Annotated in this window: 13 protein-coding genes, 2 pseudogenes and 1 riboswitch; of the genes and pseudogenes, 8 read left to right on the top strand and 7 right to left on the bottom strand. The window is 72.8% G+C overall.

Annotated features, from left to right (window positions below):
* Nucleotides 1–77: 77 nt before the first annotated feature.
* Nucleotides 78–443, bottom strand: a complete 366-nt coding sequence (locus AB0K82_RS40525) for a hypothetical protein (protein ID WP_364407807.1) — start codon at nt 441–443, stop codon at nt 78–80.
* Nucleotides 444–544: 101 nt separating this feature from the next.
* A riboswitch (SAM riboswitch) is annotated at nt 545–658 on the top strand.
* Between the two features lie 44 nt (nt 659–702).
* Between AB0K82_RS40525 and AB0K82_RS40520 the strand changes: the two genes are divergently transcribed.
* The 3 genes from AB0K82_RS40520 to AB0K82_RS40510 all read left to right on the top strand — a co-directional run bounded on the left by AB0K82_RS40520 (nt 703) and on the right by AB0K82_RS40510 (nt 5,795).
* Nucleotides 703–1,947, top strand: coding sequence for an aminotransferase class V-fold PLP-dependent enzyme (locus tag AB0K82_RS40520; RefSeq protein WP_364407809.1), 1,245 nt, complete (start codon nt 703–705; stop codon nt 1,945–1,947).
* A 420-nt stretch (nt 1,948–2,367) separates the two neighbouring features.
* Nucleotides 2,368–5,430, top strand: coding sequence for an SseB family protein (locus AB0K82_RS40515; RefSeq protein WP_364407805.1), 3,063 nt, complete (start codon nt 2,368–2,370; stop codon nt 5,428–5,430).
* Nucleotides 5,427–5,795, top strand: coding sequence for a hypothetical protein (locus AB0K82_RS40510; RefSeq protein WP_364407802.1), 369 nt, complete (start codon nt 5,427–5,429; stop codon nt 5,793–5,795). The genes AB0K82_RS40515 and AB0K82_RS40510 overlap by 4 nt, the downstream gene beginning before the upstream one ends.
* Nucleotides 5,796–6,230: 435 nt before the next feature.
* Here AB0K82_RS40510 and AB0K82_RS40505 read toward each other — a convergent pair whose 3' ends face one another.
* Nucleotides 6,231–6,650, bottom strand: coding sequence for a hypothetical protein (locus AB0K82_RS40505; protein WP_364407800.1), 420 nt, complete (start codon nt 6,648–6,650; stop codon nt 6,231–6,233).
* A gap of 28 nt (nt 6,651–6,678) precedes the next feature.
* On the opposite strand from AB0K82_RS40505, the gene AB0K82_RS40500 reads away from it, so the two are divergent.
* Nucleotides 6,679–6,987 carry a hypothetical protein gene (locus AB0K82_RS40500; RefSeq protein ID WP_364407798.1) on the top strand — a complete coding sequence of 103 codons (309 nt, stop codon included), beginning with the start codon at nt 6,679–6,681 and terminating at the stop codon, nt 6,985–6,987.
* Nucleotides 6,988–7,686: 699 nt separating this feature from the next.
* Here the strand turns inward: AB0K82_RS40500 and AB0K82_RS40495 are convergent.
* Both AB0K82_RS40495 and AB0K82_RS40490 read right to left on the bottom strand, forming a co-directional pair.
* Nucleotides 7,687–8,994, bottom strand: a complete 1,308-nt coding sequence (locus tag AB0K82_RS40495) for a carotenoid oxygenase family protein (RefSeq protein WP_364407795.1) — start codon at nt 8,992–8,994, stop codon at nt 7,687–7,689.
* 71 nt (nt 8,995–9,065) lie between these two features.
* On the bottom strand, nt 9,066–9,632 hold the full coding sequence (locus AB0K82_RS40490; RefSeq protein ID WP_364407792.1) for a hypothetical protein: 567 nt from the start codon (nt 9,630–9,632) through the stop codon (nt 9,066–9,068).
* 89 nt (nt 9,633–9,721) lie between these two features.
* On the opposite strand from AB0K82_RS40490, the gene AB0K82_RS40485 reads away from it, so the two are divergent.
* Entirely contained in the window at nt 9,722–10,273 is a 552-nt protein-coding gene (locus tag AB0K82_RS40485) for a PadR family transcriptional regulator (RefSeq protein WP_364407789.1), read from the top strand.
* Between the two features lie 225 nt (nt 10,274–10,498).
* Here the strand turns inward: AB0K82_RS40485 and AB0K82_RS40480 are convergent.
* From AB0K82_RS40480 to AB0K82_RS40470, 3 genes and pseudogenes are all read right to left on the bottom strand, one after another.
* Nucleotides 10,499–10,957, bottom strand: a pseudogene (locus AB0K82_RS40480) (RNA methyltransferase); the annotation flags it as partial.
* Nucleotides 10,958–11,275: 318 nt separating this feature from the next.
* Nucleotides 11,276–11,623 (bottom strand): annotated as a pseudogene (locus AB0K82_RS40475) (rRNA methyltransferase); the annotation flags it as partial.
* 64 nt (nt 11,624–11,687) lie between these two features.
* Entirely contained in the window at nt 11,688–12,668 is a 981-nt protein-coding gene (locus AB0K82_RS40470) for an endonuclease/exonuclease/phosphatase family protein (protein ID WP_364407786.1), read from the bottom strand.
* Between the two features lie 846 nt (nt 12,669–13,514).
* Here AB0K82_RS40470 and AB0K82_RS40465 point away from each other — a divergent pair.
* From AB0K82_RS40465 to AB0K82_RS40455, 3 genes are all read left to right on the top strand, one after another.
* The gene (locus tag AB0K82_RS40465) at nt 13,515–16,067 is read left to right on the top strand and encodes a substrate-binding and VWA domain-containing protein (RefSeq protein WP_364407783.1); all 2,553 of its coding nucleotides are present in this window, start codon (nt 13,515–13,517) and stop codon (nt 16,065–16,067) included.
* A gap of 231 nt (nt 16,068–16,298) precedes the next feature.
* A complete protein-coding gene (locus AB0K82_RS40460; protein WP_364407780.1) occupies nt 16,299–17,762 on the top strand; it encodes a sigma-70 family RNA polymerase sigma factor in 1,464 nt (487 codons plus the stop codon).
* A 72-nt stretch (nt 17,763–17,834) separates the two neighbouring features.
* The gene (locus AB0K82_RS40455) at nt 17,835–19,529 is read left to right on the top strand and encodes an AMP-binding protein (RefSeq protein WP_364407778.1); all 1,695 of its coding nucleotides are present in this window, start codon (nt 17,835–17,837) and stop codon (nt 19,527–19,529) included.
* Nucleotides 19,530–19,620 lie beyond the last annotated feature (91 nt).

Raw genomic sequence — 19,620 nt, 5'->3', positions numbered from 1 at the left:
CCGCACCTGCACCGGTGAAGACGAGGCGAGCGCCGTGAGGCGGGTGCAGCTCGGTTACCTTCACCTGGCCGGCGGCCTCAGTGACAGGCCTTGGCGAGGGCGGCCGGCTGCCGCTGGACGGCCGCCTGCATTCCGGAGATGTCGCGCGGGCTCATGCTGGTGCTGACGCCCCGCCACTCGGTGGCCATGCCGCTCAGCGTGCGCTTGACCTTCCGGTCGTCGGACTCGCGGGCGAGCGCGTCGAACCGGGTGGCGAGGGTCGCCGCCGCCTGCTTCCATCCGGTGATGTCGTCCGGCGAGATGCGGTTGAGCGTCGCGTTGTAGGTCCCGACCGCCTTGACGGCGTCCCCGCACACCTGGCCCTTGTTCGTCCCGACGGCGCAGCCGGCCGCGCACACCGCCACCAGCGCGGCCCCCACCGGCCACCGCCATCCACTCCGCATCGTCCGCTCCCTTCGACGTTCCCTGCCGCTATTAGACGCACGGAAGCGGTCATGCGATCGCGAATAGGCAGAGTCCGGACGGTGCTCTATAATTCCGATCAGGTCACGAGTGCCAGCGTTGAGCCCCGGCTTGCTGGCCGGCAACCCTCCGTCCGTGGCGGGGTGCCCCGGGTGATGACCGGGTCCGGCACGACCGTGCCGGACAAGCGCGGACCCCTCGCGGGGTCCCAGGCCCCGCTGGAGGTGCGTGTTGTCCGCTGTGCTCGATCTGCCCGCCGTCGCCCGTCCCACTCTTCGTGTCGTCGGCGCGGGCGTTCCCGTCCCCGTGGCCGGTGGCGGCACCGTTTCGTACGCGAACCTCGACTACGCGGCGAGCGCGCCCTGTCTGGAGGCGGTGCGCGACGCGCTCGACACCGCCCTCCCCTACTACAGCAGCGTGCACCGCGGCGCGGGCTACGCGTCGCAGGTGACGACCGACCGGTACGAACGCGCCCGTCGCGTCGTACGCGAGTTCGTCGGCGCCTGGCACCGGGACGCCGTGGTGTTCACCCGCAACACCACCGACGCGATGAACCTCCTCGCGCACGCCCTGCCGCGCGGCACCACGGTCGTCGTCTTCGAGTCCGAGCACCACGCGAGCCTGCTGCCCTGGGGGCGCGGCCACCGGGTCGTACGGCTCGCCGCCCCCGACTCCCCGACCGCGGCCGTCACGGCCGCCGGGGAGGCCCTCGCCGCGGCGCCGGCCGGGCCGCGCCTGCTCGTCGTCACCGCCGCGTCGAACGTCACCGGCGAACTGTGGCCCCTCGCCGAGCTCGCCGCCGTCGCCCGCGCCCATGGCGCCCGCATCGCGGTGGACGCCGCGCAACTCGTCCCGCACCGGCCGTTCGACATGGGCGCGCTCGACGTGGACTACGTCGCCTTCTCCGGGCACAAGCTCTACGCGCCGTTCGGCGCCGGCTGCCTCGTGGGCCGGGCCGACTGGCTGCGCGCCGCCGAGCCGTACCTGCTGGGCGGCGGCGCCACCGCGAGCGTCGGCGAGCACGTGACCTGGTCCGCCGACCCGCAGCAGCGGCACGAGGCCGGCACGCCGAACGTCCTCGGCGTCGTCGCCCTCGCCGCCGCCTGCGAGGCGCTGACCGACTGGGACGCCCTCGTCGCGGAGGAGGAGCGGCTCCTGGCGCGGCTGCGGACGGGGCTGGCGGCGATCCCCGGCGTACGAGAGCTGTCGCTGTGGGGCGACCGGCATCCGCGCGTCGGCATCGTGTCGTTCGTCGTGGAGGGGCGCGAGTCCCGTGCCGTCGCCACGGCGCTCTCCGAGGAGTACGGCATCGGTGTCCGCGACGGGAAGTTCTGCGCGCACCCGCTCGTCCGGCGGCTGGTCGGCGCGGGAGACGGCGGCTGCGGCGACGGTGACGGCAGCGCCCTGCGGGCGAGCATCGGCATCGGCACGACCGACGAGCACATCGACCGCCTGCTGACCGCCCTGCGCCGACTGTCCCGCTGAGGCCGACCCGGTGCCGTCCCCCGATGCGATCGGCCCGATGCAACCGGGCCCGTGCGGCCGACCCGGTGTGGTCGGCCCGGGGCGGTCGGCCCGGGGCGGTCGGCCCCTGCGGCCGACCGGGGTGGATGGCCGGGCTCGGTCGGCTCTTGGCGCGGCCGACCGGTGAGATCGGCCGGATGAGGCCAGCCGGGCGCGGCCGGCTCTCAGAAGAGAGTCCCGCCGACGGCAAGACCGCAGGAGGCGGGCCCGTGCACGGGGCGGCAGAGCACTGGTGAGACGGCAGCGTGTAACCTGACCAAAAGTGGCGAATGATACCGATTAGTCCTGATTGGTCCGGTCGACTGGTGGTACTCGTGCGCACCGCCGGTTTGCTCCCGGTACGGTGGACACCTTGTGCAAAGAGCTTCCGGGGGGTGGCCAATGACCGACACATGGGAGCCCGCTAACCAACTGGAGCAGCAGCTTGGCGAGGTGCTGCGCGCTGGGGACCAGAACGCTTACTTCAGGTTGCTGAGCGTGGCCGAGCTCGTCGTCCCGGTGCCGCAGACCGAGCCCAACGCCTCCGGACAGCCCGCGTTCACGTGGCCGACCAGCGTCCATGAAGGGCGCACCCACGTGCTCGCCTACACGTCCGTCGAGTCGGCGCGCCGCCACCTCGGCCCCGGCTACGAGCAATTCGTACGGATGTCGCTGGTGGAGATGGCGCAGTCGTGGCAGGACCCCGACTGGTGGCTCGCGGTCAACTCCGGGCTGCCGATCGAGGCCTACCTGCCCGCCTGGTTCCTCAACCAGATCACCGCGGACCAGGTGAGGGCCGAGCAGCGACCGCACGCTCAGGAGACGGCTCCCACCCCGGCCGCTCAGCCGGTCCCCGCTCCGGAGCCCGGCACCGCCCCGGCGGGGCACGACGCCGAAGGCGTTGCGCACGCCGCGCCGGGCGGCTACGACACCGGCCCGCACGCCGCGCCGGGCGGCCACGACACCGGCCCGCACACCGCGCCGGGCGGCCAGGACACCGGGCTCGACCCGCGCCCGGCCCCGGACGGAACCGACCCGGCCATCGGCGGCCACCCCACACCCGGCGGCCAGGACACCGGGCTCGACCCGCATGCGATTCCGGGCGGGACCGGCCCGGCCACCGGCGGTTACCCCGCGCCCGGCGGTCAGGGCACCGATCTCGACCCGCACGCGATCCCGGGCGGCACCGACCCGGCCACCGGCGGCCACCCCACACCCGGCGGCCGGGACACCGGGCTCGACCCGCGCCCGGTCCCGGACGGGACCAGCCCTGCCACCGGCGGTCACCCCGCACCCGGTGACCAGGACAGTGATCGAGGCTCGCACGCGATCCCGGGCGGGAACGGCCCGGCCACCGGCGCGCACGCCGTGCCGGGCGGCGACGACGCCGGTTCCGCGCCGACCACGGCCTGGCCCGCGACGATCATCGACGTGCACACCGCGTCCGGCGTGTACGACGCGCCCGCCTCGCAGCCCGCGCCGGCCGACCGGCACGCCGCCCCGCCGGCGCCCCCCGCCGCGGAGAACGCCCCCGCACCCGTACAACCGGCCGAGTCGCAGGGCCCGGATCCGAGCTTCGCCCCGGCACCGGCCGGAGACGTGCCGACGGTTTCGTGGCCGGACGTGCATCAGCCCGTGCCCGGCGGAACGCCGCCCGCGCCGGACGCGCCCGAGCCTGGTACTCCCTCGGCGCCGCCGGACGGTCCCGCGCCGGCACCCGGCCCGGACGCCGCGCCGCCGTCCGGGGACGGCACGCGGTCGTACCCCTCGTACGCCACGGCGAGCGCGGTTCCGCCCGCACCCGGCACGCCGCCCCTGGCCGAGACCGCGCCGCAACCGGTCATCTCCGGTGACGAGCCGATGCCCGCCGGCCCCGACGAGGCGGCCGCCGCCGCCGAGCCGTCCCCGGACGCGACCGCCGGGCCGGACGCCCGGGTGCCGTCCTCCGACGCGCCCCTCACTCCCCACTTCACGGCCGGCGTCGAGTTCGTCCCGCTGGACGAGGAAGAGCGCCTGCTGTACGACGCCGCCGCGCGCGACGACCGGGACGGTTTCCTCCAAACGCTCCTGGGCGTACGCCAGATCTGGGTGCCCATGGTGGAGGGCGGCGACCTCATGCTGGGCCCTGGGCGGCCGGGCTTCCAGTGGTTCACCCGTGAGTCCGGCGGGCGTACCGTCGTCCCGCTGTTCACCGGACCGAGCCGGATGCGCGAGGCGATGGGCGGCCACTCGTTCGTCCTGTCCGACCTCGCCAAGGTCCTGCGCTTCTGGCCGGACCCGGCGTGGGACCTCGTCATCAACGACGGCTCCCCCATTGGCGCCACGATCCCCGGCGAGCGCATCATCGCCCTGTCGCGGCAGGTCGACGACGCGGCTGCGGAGCGGCTCACGAGCGACTTCCCGGCGCAGAACGACGCCGAGCGGCGGCTGTTCGAGGCCCGGAACGACCCGGCCATGCGTCTCACCGCGCTGCTCGAGGCGTCGGTGTTCCTGCCCGTGTGGAGCCGTACGCCGCCGACGGTGCAGACCCCGCCGAACGACCCGGCGTTCCCGTGGTCGGCGGTCCCGGTCCGCGGCCGAACGTCGGTGCTCGTGTTCACCTCCTTCGACTGGATGAAGGAGGCGGTCGGCACGACGGGTTTCGTCATGCCGAAGTTCGCCGACCTCATCGCCGCGTGGCCGGAGCCGAGTTGGGACGTGTCGGTGAACCCCGGCACCCCGATCGAGATCGCGCTGTCCGCCGAGGAGATCGGCGCGATCGCGGGCCGGTCCGCCGCGCCGCCACCCGAGGCGGCACCCGGCGGTGTCCCGCAGGACGCGACGGCCGAGGCGCCGCAGGCACCGGTCACGCCGCAGCCGGAGCCCGCGGCGGTCGTGGAGGCGCCCAGCGCCCCGGCCGAGGTGCCGCCGGCCGAACCGCAGGCGGCCCCGCTCTCGGAGCCGGCGCCGCAGCCCCCCGTGGCCGCACCGCCCGCCGCGGAGAGCGGGTTCACGATCATGCAGAAGGTCGTGGCCCACGACCAGGTCCCCTGGTATCTCGAGAAGGCGTACGACCGGGTCGCCGGCTTCGTGTACCGCGTTCCGGACGTCATCGACCTCAACACGCCGCGTCGGCTGTACGAATGCCTCGGCCTGATCCGCGACGGGGCGCCCTTCACCGCCGACGACCCCGAGGTGCACGTCATCCGGTGGCCCGCGTACCGCGCGGGGCTCTACCGCACGCCCTTCGGCGGCACGTCCGAAGACGCGCTCAAGGAGTGGGGCGAGGACGGCTGGGTCGTCGAGGCCCCGCCGTTCACCGGAGACGGCTTCGCCTCCGGCAGCGCGGGCAGCATCCCCGAGTACAAGGTCGAGAGTTTCAGGCTGCCGCACGGCTCGGAGATGTACGCCATCAGCAGTGACGGGTCCGAGCGCTTCGTCGCGAGGTACGACGCGGACCGGCTCGTGTGGGAGAACGAGAAGTGAACAGAGACGGCTACGTCGCTCGATGGCAGGGCGGCGACTACGACGCCGTGCCCGGTGTCGACGGTGAGGTCCGGCTGTACTCCGCCGGCCCGGCGGAAGGCTTCACCGAGATAGGGCCCGGCCGGTTCCTGCGAATCGTCCGCGAGGACGAGGTCGAGAGCCTGCGCTACCTGCGGACCCGTTGCACCTGGCGCGGAGAGCCGTTCGTCGTCATCGGCGAACACGAGGGCTGGGTACGCGTCGAGTACAGCGGCGGCCGTGCCCCCGTCGCCGCCGCTCTCGAATTGGAGCGGGTGGACATCGGCGTCTACCAGGCATGGGTCTCTCGCGACGAGATCACCGGGCTTCACCAAGAGCTCATCTAGAGGTTGCTGCGATATAACCTCGTTAGCACGGTTGATTGATCGGCTTTCACGTGATCGCATGATTCATAACCACCGAGCCGGGGTAAGCCGGGGTGGGCGTCTTTGCGGTGCGATGGGGAGGTTGTGAGCAGTGCTCGCACGATCGGCACGAAACCCGCTGGTCATCGTTCTCGGCGCAGGTATCGTCCTGATCGTCGGCAACGCCCCACCCGCCCTCGCGGCCGACGACACCTCCCAATCACCCTCCGTATCACCCTCCGGCTCGAAGCCGACAACGTCCGGGCACACGGCCAGTTCGAAACCGACGGACGGCACGAGCACCGAGTCAGCTTCTCCATCGCCGACCACACCGGCGCCAGTGCTGCATGTGACGCTCACGCTGCGGAGCAGTGGCACCTTCTACGCGGGAAGCGCGGTCTCGTACAGGGCGCATGTCTACAGCGAAAAGACCCCCGTCGATGACGTCAGATTGAGTCTCGGCGCGGATCCGGGTTCCATCAGCGCTCGCTGCACCATGGCGGCAGGAGGGCTCTGCAAGCTCGGGACTGTGGATTCCTCAGGCGAGAACGTCGACCTTACGGTCACCGTCTCATCCAAGTTGACCACGGGTGGAACGGTAACGGTGTCGGCGTACGCTTTCTCCGGATCAATCCATAACTCCGCTTCCTCTCCCGTCAAGGTGGCCAAGAAGCCGACCCCGTCTAAGTCGTCTACGCCGAAGCCGACGGCTACGCACTCGAGCGGATCGAGCAGTGGTAATAGCGGGTCGTCCGGGTCGAGTAGTAGTGGGTCGAGTTCGACGACGACTCCGTCGGGGAACCTGAACTCCGGGACGACGTCCGGGGCGAACAGCACGCCGCAGACGGCGCCGCAGAACAGCGCGGTGCTGCCGAACGTCGGACAGCAGAACCAGACGCAGGGCCAGACGAATCAGGTGCCGTCCACCGCGCCGCTCATCGAGAACGCCGGCAACTCGCAGTCGATGCAGAACGCCGCCGACGGGACGAACGAGCTGACGTTCGACAAGCTGGCCAGCACGCAGGCCGCGTGGCTCGCCGCGCTGCTCGTGGCGTTCGGGCTGCTGCTCACCCAGGTGCGACTCGGCAAGGCGACCAACCGGAACGTGAAGGCCGTTCCCAAGCCGAAGGGCACGCACCGCAAGCCTCGCGGTGGCACGCGTCGCGCCCACTGAACCACGGCTCTGAGCGCACGACCGGCCCGGTCCCGACGACTCCGTCGGGACCGGGCCGTTTCGCGTTGTCCGTACGGCGTGGTCGCGGGCGAAAGGCTCGGGAATTAGGTGTACGGGCCGCCTGGCGATTCCCTCATTTCCGGAGAATCGCCGGGTCGGCGGCGGCTTTGCCGAGTCTTCGGGCCGGGCTGGTCGGACGCGGTCGGCCGCGGGACCGGGAAAGCGACCGCTGCAAGCAGGACTCCTTCGTCCCGCCCGGGCGTCGTACTGCCGCGCGCGATGCGCCTACTGGCCGCGGACTCCGATCCGCACGTCCGGGCGAGGACGGTGGAACTCGTCTTCCGGTACGCGCACGGCGGCCCGGACGCGGCGGCCGCCCTGGCCCGCTCGCGGGACCACGACCCGTCCCCCGTCGTACGGAAGAAGGCCGGCCGGTACGCCCGGGCGGGACGGTCCATCGGAAGACCCCCGGCCGTCGAGCGCACTGAGCCGCCGCGGGGAGTGGTCCGTGATGGGGGGGCGGGCAGAAGGCTCGGGGACAGGCTCGTGGACAGCCCGGTGATTCCCCTCATTCCGGGGGAATCACCGGGTCGGCGGTGGCCCTTACCGAGCCTTCCGCCCGGCCACCGGGCCGGCGCACCGGTCGGACACCTGCCGACCCGCCTCGCATCGGGTCCCGCCACGGAGAGGACGGAGCCGTCAGTCCTCGATCCAGCGGCCGTGGAAGCCCATCGGCACGCGGCGCGGCAACCGTACGGAGGCGACGAACTCCAGGTCGGCGGCGTCGAGCACGAGCAGCTCCGAGCCGTCGCCGGAACGGTCGGTGACGATGGACAGCAGCCTGCCGTCGTCCTCGGCGCTCGCGTCGGGGGCGGGCACGTAGACCGCCTCGCCGGGCACGCCACCCACGTCGCGGACGCGGGAGGTGCCGGTGCGGGCGTCGTACTTGACGACGGCGGCGTCCGTCACCGTGTACAGGAAGCGGCTGGACCGGCCCAGCCGGGTCTCGTCGAAGGTCGGGAACTCCACGTTACGGTCGTCCAGCGGCTCCTCGTTGAGCGCGCCGGTCGCGGGGTCCAGCGTCCATCGGTGCAGGTACGCGCCGCCGCTCGCGGCGGCCGAGGCCGCCGGGTCGGGGCTGCCGCCGCTGCCCGACCAGAGGGCGGCGAAGCCGCCGCGGGCGTACCGGACGGCGTCCAGGACGATCCGCCCGCGCGCGTCCTCGTACGCGTTGCCGACGTGGAAGACGTAACAGGGGTCGATGTCGTACCAGCGGGTGGCGCCGCCGCCCCGGGGCATCACGCCGAGCCGCGCGCCGTACGCCTCGTCCCAGCGGTACGGCATGCCAGAGCCGAGGAGCTCCAGGTCGAACACGACGGGCAGGTCGAGCCAGAGCACGTGCCGCTCGGTGACGGCGAAGTCGTGGATCATCGTCGGTCCGGGGACGTCGACGCCCCGGCTCTCCACCAGTTCGCCGGTCGCGGAGAGCCGGTGGTAGGTGAGGTACGGCGGCGCGAACCCGTACCCGAAGAAGTGCAACTCCCCGGTGACCGGGTCCTCCTTGGGGTGGGCGGTCATCGCGGTCGTCAGCCGGCCGCCGAAGTCGCAGGGCCCGACCGTGTCCAGTTCGGGCGTCATCTCGTACGGCAGGCCGACCTCGACCAGCGCCATGATGCGGCCCGCGTGCCGGATGACGCTGGTGTTGGCCGGTGTCGCGGTCAGGTCCACCCCCTCCGGCCCGACGAACCGCGCTCCCTCGAGTTTGCGGGTGCGGACCCAGCGGTTGCGGTACCACTCGGCGCGGCCGTCGCGCAGGCGCACGCCGTGCAGCATGCCGTCGCCGCCGAACCAGTGCCCCGGGTCGCGGCCGGGCAGCGGGTTGGGGCCGTTGCGGAAGTAACGGCCGGTCAGGTCGGCGGGCAGCACGCCGGTCACCGGCAGGTCGACGGCGTCGGTCTCGTCGGCGACCGGGGCCTTGAGCCCGCTGAGGTAGTCTGGAAGGTTCATCGTCGTCTCCGTCTCGGCCGGCCGTGCGGCCGGCGCGCTCGCCAGGTGATGAAGGGTAGGGGCCGACCCGCTCACTGGGCGACGGGCCGGTGGCGGGCGGCGACGGTCGCGGGGTAGCGGGCGGTGAACAGCGCGGGCAGGACGAAGCCGGCGACCTTGACGAGGATGACGAGGGTCGTGGCGTGCGGGGCGACCTGGACCAGCAGCGCCAGCACGGCGCCCGTCACGGTGAACGCCGCCGCCCACACGGCCGTGATCACCGCGTTGACCCGGTAGAACAGCGGGTTGTCGTGCACTTCCGGCGGCGTCATCGTCCGCGCGATGCCCAGCGTGAAGGGCCGGCGCACGGCCAGGGAGCCCCACGCGACCAGGGCGAGCCACTCGTCGGAGACGGCCGATCCGTACGCGCCGAGCGGGGCCTTGGCGACGGTGAACGCCGCGATGGCCAGCGCGCCGAAGAACGCGACCGAGGTCGCCTCGATGATGAGCGCGTCCCAGGGCTTGCCGCCCCGGCGGTCGGCCGCCAGGAGGACCACTGCCAGGACCGCGCCGACGAGCGCGCCGTACCGCGAGTCGTGCGGCGTGCTGATCACGGCGAAGGCGATCCAGGGAAGGAAGGTGCGGAGGTAGCCGAGCACCGGGGCTCCTTAGTGACATTCCTGTTGTGACATGTCGAAAGTAGAACCTCCACTAGCGACATGTCAACAGTGGAATGTAGGCTCGAGACATGAGTCTCCGTCACGCCGTACTCGGCCTGCTGTCCTCGGGCCCCGCCAGCGGATACGACCTGCTGAAAATCTTCGAGATCTCGCTCGCCAACGTGTGGCCGGCCACCCAGAGCCAGCTCTACGCCGAGCTCGGCCGGCTCGCCGACGCCGGTTTCGTCGCCGTCGCCGCCGAGGGCCCGCGCGGTCGCAAGGAGTACGCGATCACCGATGCCGGCCGGGCCGAGCTGCACCACTGGATGACCGAGGTCGAGCCGACGCAGGTGAACCGGAGCGACATGCTCCTGCGCGTCTTCTTCCTCGGCGTGCTCGACCCCGACGAGGCCTGGTCCTACCTCCACAGTCGGGCGGAGGTCGCGGACCAGCGGCACCGGGCCCTCGCCGAGCTGCGGGAGTTCGTGGCGCAGGGCGATGATCCGCTGTCGGTCTACGGCCTGCTCGCCCTCGAATGGGGGCTGCGCTTCGCCGCCACCCAGCGGGACTGGGCCGAGTGGGCCGAGCGGGAGATCGACCGGATCGGCGTGCGCAAGGACCGCCGCGAGGTCTCGGGCTGACGGCCCCGCGTCCATCCCGCCCGGGCGAAACGCTCGGTGATGAGCGGGCGAACCGCCGGACGATCCCGGACGTCACGCGCCGAACCACCAGCCGTTTCAAGGCCTTCACCGAGCGTTTCGCCCGCCCCGACGGCTCGACGCCCGCGGTGTCATGATCCCTGGCGTTCACTGACCTCTAGCAGCAGCGAACGCCAGGCATCTTTACCGGGACCACCGCACTAGCGGTCATCCGCGCATGAGCTCGTGGCAGGCGATCGCCGTGGCGGCCACGACGTTCAGGGAGTCGACGCCCAGGTCCATCGCGCCGGCGCTCATCGGGATGCAGACCGGATGGTCGGCCTCCCGCAGCCAGCGGGAGGACAGCCCGTCGCCCTCCGTGCCGAGCAGCAGGGCGGCCCGCTCCCCCATCGGCGCCTTCTGCAGCGGGACGGCCGACTGGTCCGGGGTGAGGGCGAGCAGCGTGAAGCCGGCGTCGCGCAGCTCGGCGAGGCCGTCGTGCCAGTCCGTCATCCGGGCGTACGGGATGGCGAACACCGCGCCCATCGACACCTTCACCGACCGCCGGTACAGCGGGTCGGCGCACCGCGGGGACAGGATGACGGCGTCGACGCCGAGCGCCGCCGCACAGCGGAAGATGGCCCCGACGTTCCCGTGGTCGACCAGGTCCTCCAGCACGAGGATCCGGCGCGGCCGCCCTCGTCCGCCGCGACCGGCGTAGCCCCCCTCGCCGCCGACCTCCGACACCCCATCGGAGGCGCCTCCGACCGGCCGGACACGCCCGCCCTCCCGACCACCACCGCCGACGACCCCGGCGGTCCCGACACCGCCGACCTCCGACACCCCGCCGGAGGCACCTCCGACCGCCCGGACACGCCCGCCGTCCTGACCGTCGCTGTCCTGGCCGCCGCCGTCGACCTGGCAGCCGTCGTCGTCCTGGCAGCCGTCGTCGTCTTGGCCGTGCTTCTCTTGATCGGTGTTGTCGTTGTGCCGGCCGGCGGGCGGGGCGCCGGCCAGGACGGCGGCGACCGAGGGCAGGGGCAAACGTTCCATCGAGGCCAGGGCGCCGCGATGCACCGCGAACCCGGTGACCGCCTCGACCACTTCGTCGTCGGCGACATAGACGGGGGCGTCGCCGACCACGTCGGACAGCGGCTCCACCCAGCGCCGGGCCATCAGCAGGGACCGCACCGGGTAGCCGGTGGCGACGGCCCGCCGGATGACCTTCTCCCCCTCGGCCATGAACAGGCCGTGCTCGACCTCCAGGCTCTTGCGCAGGTTCACGTCGCGCAGCCGCGTGTAGTCGGCGAGCCGCGGGTCGGCGGGGTCGGTGACGGGGATCAGGCGGGCCATGGCCTCAGTATCGCGGGCGCCCTCCACCGGAACGGCGCGGGGCGGGTCGCCCGGCGCCGGCCGGTCAGGGCAGCCGCAGGACGGCGAACAGTGCCCGGTGGTCGCTGCGCGACCGCCCATAGATCTTGACCCGCAGCACCGCGCAGCGTCGGTCGGCCAGCACGTGGTCGATGGTGATGGGCGGCCACGGCCGGAACGTCGGCACCAGGCCCTGTCCTCTGGCGTCTGCGGCGTCGACGTACCCGCTGTGGATGACCTTCCGCAGCCGCGCGTGGTCGAGCGTGGCGTTGAAGTCTCCGGCAAGGATCCCGACCTGGCCGCCGGGGGTCGCGTGGGGCACCCGTGCGAGGTCGTGCGTCCAGGTCTTGATGTCCGACCCGAGCGGGGCCGGCGGGTGCACGGCCGTCATGCGCACGGGTGCGGTGCCGGGCACGGCGAGGGTCGCGCTGGGCATCGCGGACATCGTCCCCCGGACGGGCGTGGGCGTGAGCGGGTACCGGGCGTACAGCCCGATGCCCGCGGCGCCGGGCTTCGGGTCGAGGATCCGGTACGGGAAGAGGCGCCCGATCCCCGCCGCGTCGAGACGAGCGGCCGCCTCCGGCGTGAACTCCTCGACGCTGAGGACGTCGGCGCGCGTGCGCCGGGCCAGATCGACGAGGCCGGCGTCGCCCGCCTCACCGAACCGCAGGTTCGAGGTGAGGATCCGCAGCTCGGGCCCGCTCGCGCGCGGGGTGTCCGCGGCGACCGCGCGCGGCAGCACGATTCCGGCGAACAGCGCGGTGACGGCCACCGCCGCGACGAACGCCACCCGGTCCCGGACGACGGCGGCCACGACGAGCGGGAGCACCATCGCGGCGAAGGCGTACGGCACGGCGGCCATCGCCGGGATGAGCAGTGGTGCGAGGGGACCGATGCGGTCGGCGCCGAAGAGACGTGCGAGGGCCCACAACGCGAAGCACCCGACAAGGACTCGCGCGACGATCGCCCATCTCCGGCGGCGCATCCGTGGGGGGTCGGTCACCGATGCCGTGAGCGAGTCAGTCATCCGTGTGCCTCCCCCGTACCCGTACCGTTCTCCTCCACTTTGCCCGATCGCGCTGGACGCGGAACGACGACGCGCGGCACGGACGTCGAGGGCCGCACCGCCCAGTGGCGTTCTGCCGAGGATTTCGGTGGTCAGCGCGACGGAGATCCGGGGCGCAGAGTGGTGCCCGGACGCAGCCCCGCCAGGGCGAGCGCGATGCGCTGTTCGCCGGTCGCCGGTCGGCGGTCGGCGGGCGCCGGACGGCGGGCAGCGGGCAGCGGGCGCCGGTCGGCGGGCAGCGGACAGCCGGCCGCGGTCGGCGGTCGGCGGTCGGCGGACAGCTGGCCGCGGGCAGCCGGCAGCCGGCCGCGGGCAGCCGGCGGCGGACGGCCGGCGGCGGCGAGCTCACCGAACGGATCGGCCCGGCCATGTCGTCCTGGTCGGCCTCGTGGCGCGCCGGACTCGTCGGTGCGGCGCGGCGGCGGAATCGGCGCGATGGACCGGGCCGTAAGGGGCCTCGACGGAGCGGGCGGGGGCGGGCCGGTGAGTTGACCGGCGCATTGACAGGAGCGGTCAGTGGCGGGCGAGTACGGCGACCGGCGGAACACGCGCCGCCCGCCGCGGATCGGCGCGACGGACAGATGGCGGCGGTCGCCGGCGGCCGTCTTCACCTGGGTGAGGCGACGGCGCGCAACCGCCCGTCGGCCGGACCCGGCCACCGGAGGGTGATACTGGCGAGTATCTAAATGATCTTTACTGGCGATGACCTGCGACATCGCGCGAAATGATCATCTTTGTTACCAATTGCGAAGACCGCTACAGTTCCGCTCTAACACTCATCCCTGCCGGCCGCGAGATGGGACAGCTGTGAGCCGACGTCGTCGCAACGACCCGCCCCCGGGTGACACGCCCGGCGACGGCCAGCCCTATCGACCGTCGGGAGACGGCCGCCCCCCGGGGGACCGGACACCCGATGCCGGCCAGAGTCCCTTCGCGCCGCGCTCCTCCGCGCCGGGCGATTCGCAGTACGACACGACCGGCGGGTACGGCATCGGCGCCCCCGGCTCCTACCCTGCCGGCGGCGGCCCGGGCGGCCCCGGTTCCTACGCCGGTAGCGGCGAGCGCGGCCGCTACGGCGCCGCGCCCGGCGCGTACTCCGGTCATGGCGAGCAGAACCGGAACACCACCGGCTCCGGAGCCGGTGGGCGGGACCGCTACGGCGCCGCTTCCGGTTCCAACCCCGGATCGGGTGAGCGCGACCGCTACGGCACCGGCTCGTACGACTCCTCCTCTTACGTCCCGGGCGGCGGGTTCTTCGGCAGGCAGGGCGGCGGCCTGGCCGGCTCCGGCGGCGGCTCTGGTTACAGCGACGGCTCGGCGTACGGTGGCGGCTCGGGGTACAACGACGGCTCGGCGTACGGCACCGGTCCCGGTTACGGCGGCACCGGGTCCGGCTACGGGGCCGGGCAGGACCGCGGTCCGGGCGGGAGCGGCCCCGGCGGGAGCGGCCCCGGCGGGGCCGGCTCCGGTGGTACTGGATCCGGTGGTACTGGATCCGGCGGAGCGGGCTACGGAGGCACGGGATCCGGAGGGTCCGGGTACGGAGGTCCGGGCCGGGGCGACGCGGGGGCGGGCGGATCCGACGACGGCCGGCCGCAGCCTTCCGCTCCCGGCACGGGACGCCGCCGCGTCCAGCGCCGGCGTACGATCGGCGCGCTGATCGGCCCGCTCGCCGGCGCGATCGGCCTGGCGATCCTGCTCGGCGCGGGGGTCTACGCGCTCGCCGACAGCAGCAAGTGCGGCGGCACCCCGATCAGCCTCAAGGTCGTTGCGGCACCCGACATCGCCCCGGCCGTCAGCGACATCACCAACTCGTTCAACCGGGAACGGCACTCCGTCGACGGCAAGTGCGTGAAGGCGGTGGTGAAGGCCGCCGACCCGGCGGGCACCACCACGATCCTGTCCGGTCAGGGCACGGTGCCGGGGGACGTGACGCCGGACGTGTGGATCCCGGACTCATCGCTGTGGGTCACGCTCGTGCGCAGCTCGCCCAAGGGCGCGTCCAGCGTGAACAGCACGCCGACGAGCGTGGCCGAGACCCCGCTCGTCGTGGCGACCACCCGGGGCTTCGCCAACAAGATCAGCGGTCAGGGCGTCCGGCCCACCTGGGACATGCTGCTCAAGGCCACCGACGCCCTCGCCGCCGGCGCGGTCAGCAAGAACGACATGCTCCCGGCGAACTCGGTCCACCTGCAGATCCTCGACCCGACGCGCAACGCCGGCGGGCTCGGCGCGGTCGTCATGACCCGGATGCTGCTGCAGGGCGACCCGAACGCCAACGCGATCTTCACCCAGATGGCGCGGAAGGTGCAGAACAGCCTCTCCCCCAACACGCAGGCGCTGTTCGCCACCTTCCACCGCAACCTGCACGGCCGGGCACCCGTCGTGATCGTCCCGGAGCAGGCGGTCTGGAAGTACAACCAGGGCAGGCCCAGCACGCCGGCCAGCGCCATCTACCCGAACGAGGGCATGCTCAGCCTCGACCATCCCTACACCCTGACCACGGACGACGACACGAAGGTCCGCGCGGCGCAGGTGCTGGAGAAGGCGATGAGCACCGAGCAGGCGCACGCCGCGGTGCGCGCCCTCGGGTTCCGTACCCCGGACGGGAGGGCCGGCACCGGGTTCGCGTCCGCGAGCGGGCTGAGCCCCCGGATCCCCCGGGCGCTTCCGACGCCGGGTTCCAGCGACGTCACCGGCGTCGTGCAGGCCTGGGCGAAGTTGTCGCTGCGCACGCGGATGCTGACGCTGCTCGACGTGTCCGGGTCCATGGCACAGTCGGTCGGCAAGGGCGTCACCCGGATGGAGGCGACCGCGCAGGTGGCGCAGGGCGGTCTGGCGCTGCTGCCCGACGACAGCGACCTGGGGCTGTGGACGTTCTCCACGAACCTCAAGGGGAACCAGGACTACCGGACCGAGGTGCCGATCGGCCCGCTGTCCACCCGGCTCGGATCGGGGACGCGCCGGCAGGCCATCCTGAGCGCGCTGGGCCGCCTCCGGCCCAAGCCGGACGGCAACACGGGGCTGTACGACTCGGTGCTGGCGGCGTACCGGTCGATGAAGAAGACGTACAAGCCCGGCTACTACAACTCCGTCCTCGTGTTCACCGACGGCAAGAACGACAAGAACAACGGCATCTCGCTGAGCACCCTTCTGCGGACGCTGAAGAGGGAGAACGACCCGAACGCGCCGGTCATGCTCATCTTCATCGGCTTCGGCCCGGACGTCGACATGGCCTCCATGCAGAAGATCGCCGCCGAGACCGACGGCGCGGCGTACCAGACGATGAAGCCGCAGGAGATCCAGCGCATCTTCCTGGAGACGGTGGCGCGCCGGATCTGCGCGCCGGAGTGTCACTGACCTGCGAAAACCCGGCTCGGCGCGCTGGAGCGCCGAGCCGGGCGAAAAAAATCCAGATTCTCTGGAGAATCCGGTGAACCAACGTCACCCACGCGGCGTCTCTTTTACGGAGGCCCGACGGGAGCGGGGCGTCGGGCCTCCTTCTAATCTCCGGGGGCGCGTCCGACACCACACCTCCGGGAGGTCGCTGTGGCCGGTTGGCCCAGTCTCGGTCGCGTCGATGACCGCCGGTTGGCGCAGGAGCTGCGCACCGGCGATACCAGCGCGCTCGCCCAGATATACACCATTTACGCGCCACGCCTGTTCGACTACTGTCACGCGTTGCTGCGTGACGAGGATCTCGCGGCGGAGGCGCTCCGCGACTCGCTGATCGCCGCGCAAGCGCACATCGACAGGCTGCGGGAGCCGGAGCGGTTCCGCAGCTGGCTCTACGCGCTCGTGCGGAACGAGTGCCTGCGGCGGCTGCGCGACCCGCAGACGCCCGAGGAGCGGCGCCCGGCCGCCGAGGAGGCCGACGACGCGTTCCTCGACACCGAGGAACGCAACCGCCGCCTCGAGACCCGACGGCTCGTGCACAGCGCGCTGGCCGGCCTGCCGGGCCGCCACCGCGAGGCCGTGGACCTCACCGTCCGCCACGAGCTGGCCGCCGAGGAGCTGGCCGGCGTCCTGGGGATCTCCTCCCAGGAGGCCCTCGAGCTGACGGCCGAGTCCCGCGACGAGCTCGACAACGCCCTCGCCGCCGCGATCATCGCACGTACGGGGCGGGGCGACTGCCCGAGCGTCGCGGCGCTGGTGGACGAGCACGAGTGGCCGCTGCCGCCCGAGGTGTCCCGCAAGCTCATCCGACACATCGCCTCCTGCCCGACCTGCCGGGACCGCCGCAAGCGCAAGGTCTCGACGACCCGGCTCCTGCAGATCATGCCGGTGGCCGCGCTCCCTCCGGGGCTGCGCGACGCGGTCCTGACGCTGGCGACCGCCCCCGACCTGCCCGAGGCCCGGTCGCGCGTCGCGCAGCGCGCGGAGCCGTTCGACGCCTGGGGCTGGCCGACCAGCCTGGACCACGTCCGGCCGGCCCGCGACGACGACCGGCGGGGCGTTCCCCGGCTGTGGCCGGCCGTGGGCGCGGCCGCGTGCGTCCTCCTCGTCGCCGGAGCCGTCTTCCTCGTCACGGGCGGCTCGTCCGCCCAGCACCCGTCGGGGGACTCCCGCCGCCCGGTCGCCGCCGACACGGGCGCCTCCCCCTCCGACAGCCCGTCGGCCGACGGCCCCGGCGACTCGGGCTCACCCGATCCCACGCCGAGCGGTACGACACCCACCCCGACACCGACCCGTACGAGCAGGACGCCCACCCCGACGCCGACGGCGACCACGCGGAGGCCGGCGCCCAGGCCGACGCACACCCGGAGAACGAGCTCGCCGAGGCCCGTACCCGGCACGCTCGTGGTGGCCGGGGGCTCGGGCCCGACGCAGACCGTGACGCTGACCGCCGAGGGCGGCAGCGTCGGCTGGACGGCGAGCCCCGGCAAGTACGTCACGATCGGCGGCCCGACCCGCGGCACGCTCGCGGCGGGGCGGTCGGTGACGCTCGCCGCCACGGCCGACACGGCCACCGCCTGCGCGGCCGACACTCCGGTCGAGCAGTCGGGCGTCACCTTCACCCCGAACGGCGCGGTCACGCTGTCCTGGACCTGCTGACGCGCACGTCGGAGGGAAAATCCGATCTGGGAGTGATCGGGTCCTTACGCGACGGACGGCTGGAGTGCCAGGATGCGCCACATGACTCCTGACGTGGCCGCATTCCGAGCCGCCCGCGACTTTCTGCTGGCGAACGCCGAAGACTACGAGACCGCCTACCGTGAGTTCCGCTGGCCCGAGGTCGCCGGGTTCAACTGGGCGCTGGACTGGTTCGACGGCGTACTCGCCGCGGAGACCCCCGACCGTCCCGCCCTGTGGATCGTCGAAGAGGACGGCTCGGAGCTGAAACTGACGTTCGCCGAGCTCGCGGACCGGTCCGGCCGGGTGGCGGGCTGGCTGCGGGCCAATGGCGTACGGCGGGGCGACCGGATCCTGCTCATGCTCGGGAACCAGGTCGAACTGTGGGAGACGATGCTGGCGGCGATGAAGCTCGGCGCCGTGGTCGTCCCCGCGACCACCCTGCTGACCCCCGACGACCTGCGCGACCGGGTCGCCCGGGGCGGCGTCTCGCACGTCGTGACCGGGGCGGCCGACACGGCCAAGTTCGCCGGTCTGGCGGGCGAGCTGACGAGGATCTGCGTGGGCACGGCGGACGGCTGGCTGTCGTACGGCGACGCCTACGGACACGAGCCGTACGACGGGACCGGGACGACGACGCACGCCGGCGACACGCTCCTGCTGTACTTCACCTCCGGGACGACCGCCCGCCCGAAGCTCGTCGAGCACACGTACGCGTCGTACCCCGTCGGGCACCTGTCGACGATGTACTGGATCGGCCTGCGCCCCGGTGACGTGCACCTGAACGTCTCCTCGCCCGGCTGGGCCAAGCACGCGTGGAGCAACGTCTTCGCGCCGTGGAACGCCGGCGCGTGCGTGCTGGTCCTGAACTACGCGCGGTTCAGCGCGCCCGCGCTGCTGGAGGTCATGCGGCGGTGTGAGGTGACGACGTTCTGCGCGCCGCCGACGGTGTGGCGGATGCTGATCCAGGAGGACCTGCGGTCCTGGCGGCTGAACCTGCGCATCACCGTCGCGGCGGGCGAGCCGCTCAACCCGGAGATCATCGACCAGGTCCGCGAACAGTGGGGTCTCACCGTGCGCGACGGCTACGGCCAGACCGAGACCACGGCCCAGATCGGCAACTCCCCGGGGCAGCCGCTGAAGCCCGGGTCGATGGGCCGCCCGCTGCCGGGGTACCGGATCGCGCTCATCGACCCGGTGAGCGGACGGCCCGCCGACGAGGGCGAGGTGTGCATCGACCTGTCCGAGCGTCCGGTCGCGCTGATGGCCGGGTACCGCGACGACACCGGGCGGACCGACGAGGCGATGGACGGGGGTTACTACCACACCGGTGACGTGGCCTCCGTGGACGCCGACGGCTACGTCACGTTCGTGGGGCGCACCGACGACGTCTTCAAGGCGTCGGACTACAAGATCTCGCCGTTCGAGCTGGAGAGCGTGCTGCTGGAGCACGACGCGGTCGCCGAGGCCGCCGTGGTGCCCGCCGCCGACCCGGTGCGGCTCGCCGTGCCGAAGGCGTACGTCTCGCTGGCGGCCGGTCACGAGGCGACGGCCGAGACCGCGCGCTCGATCCTCGCCCACTGTCGGCAGCGGCTCGCCCCGTACAAGCGGGTGCGCCGGCTGGAGTTCGGCGAGCTGCCGAAGACGATCTCCGGGAAGATCCGCCGGGTCGAGCTGCGGGGGCTGGAGGGCGCGGACCGACGCGCCGGCGAGTTCCGGGAGGAGGACTTCCCGGACCTGAGGTCCTGACGAGACCGATCACTCAGCGTCAAGATCTCTCGCACGTCACGGAAACCGATTACTCACTGTTGCCTGCTTTGCCGCTTTTGCCACCAAACCG

This window comes from Actinoallomurus sp. NPDC052274 (assembly GCF_040679475.1).
GTDB classification, from domain to species: Bacteria; Actinomycetota; Actinomycetes; order Streptosporangiales; family Streptosporangiaceae; genus Actinoallomurus; species Actinoallomurus liliacearum.
This window is presented reverse-complemented; position numbering and strand designations above follow the sequence as displayed.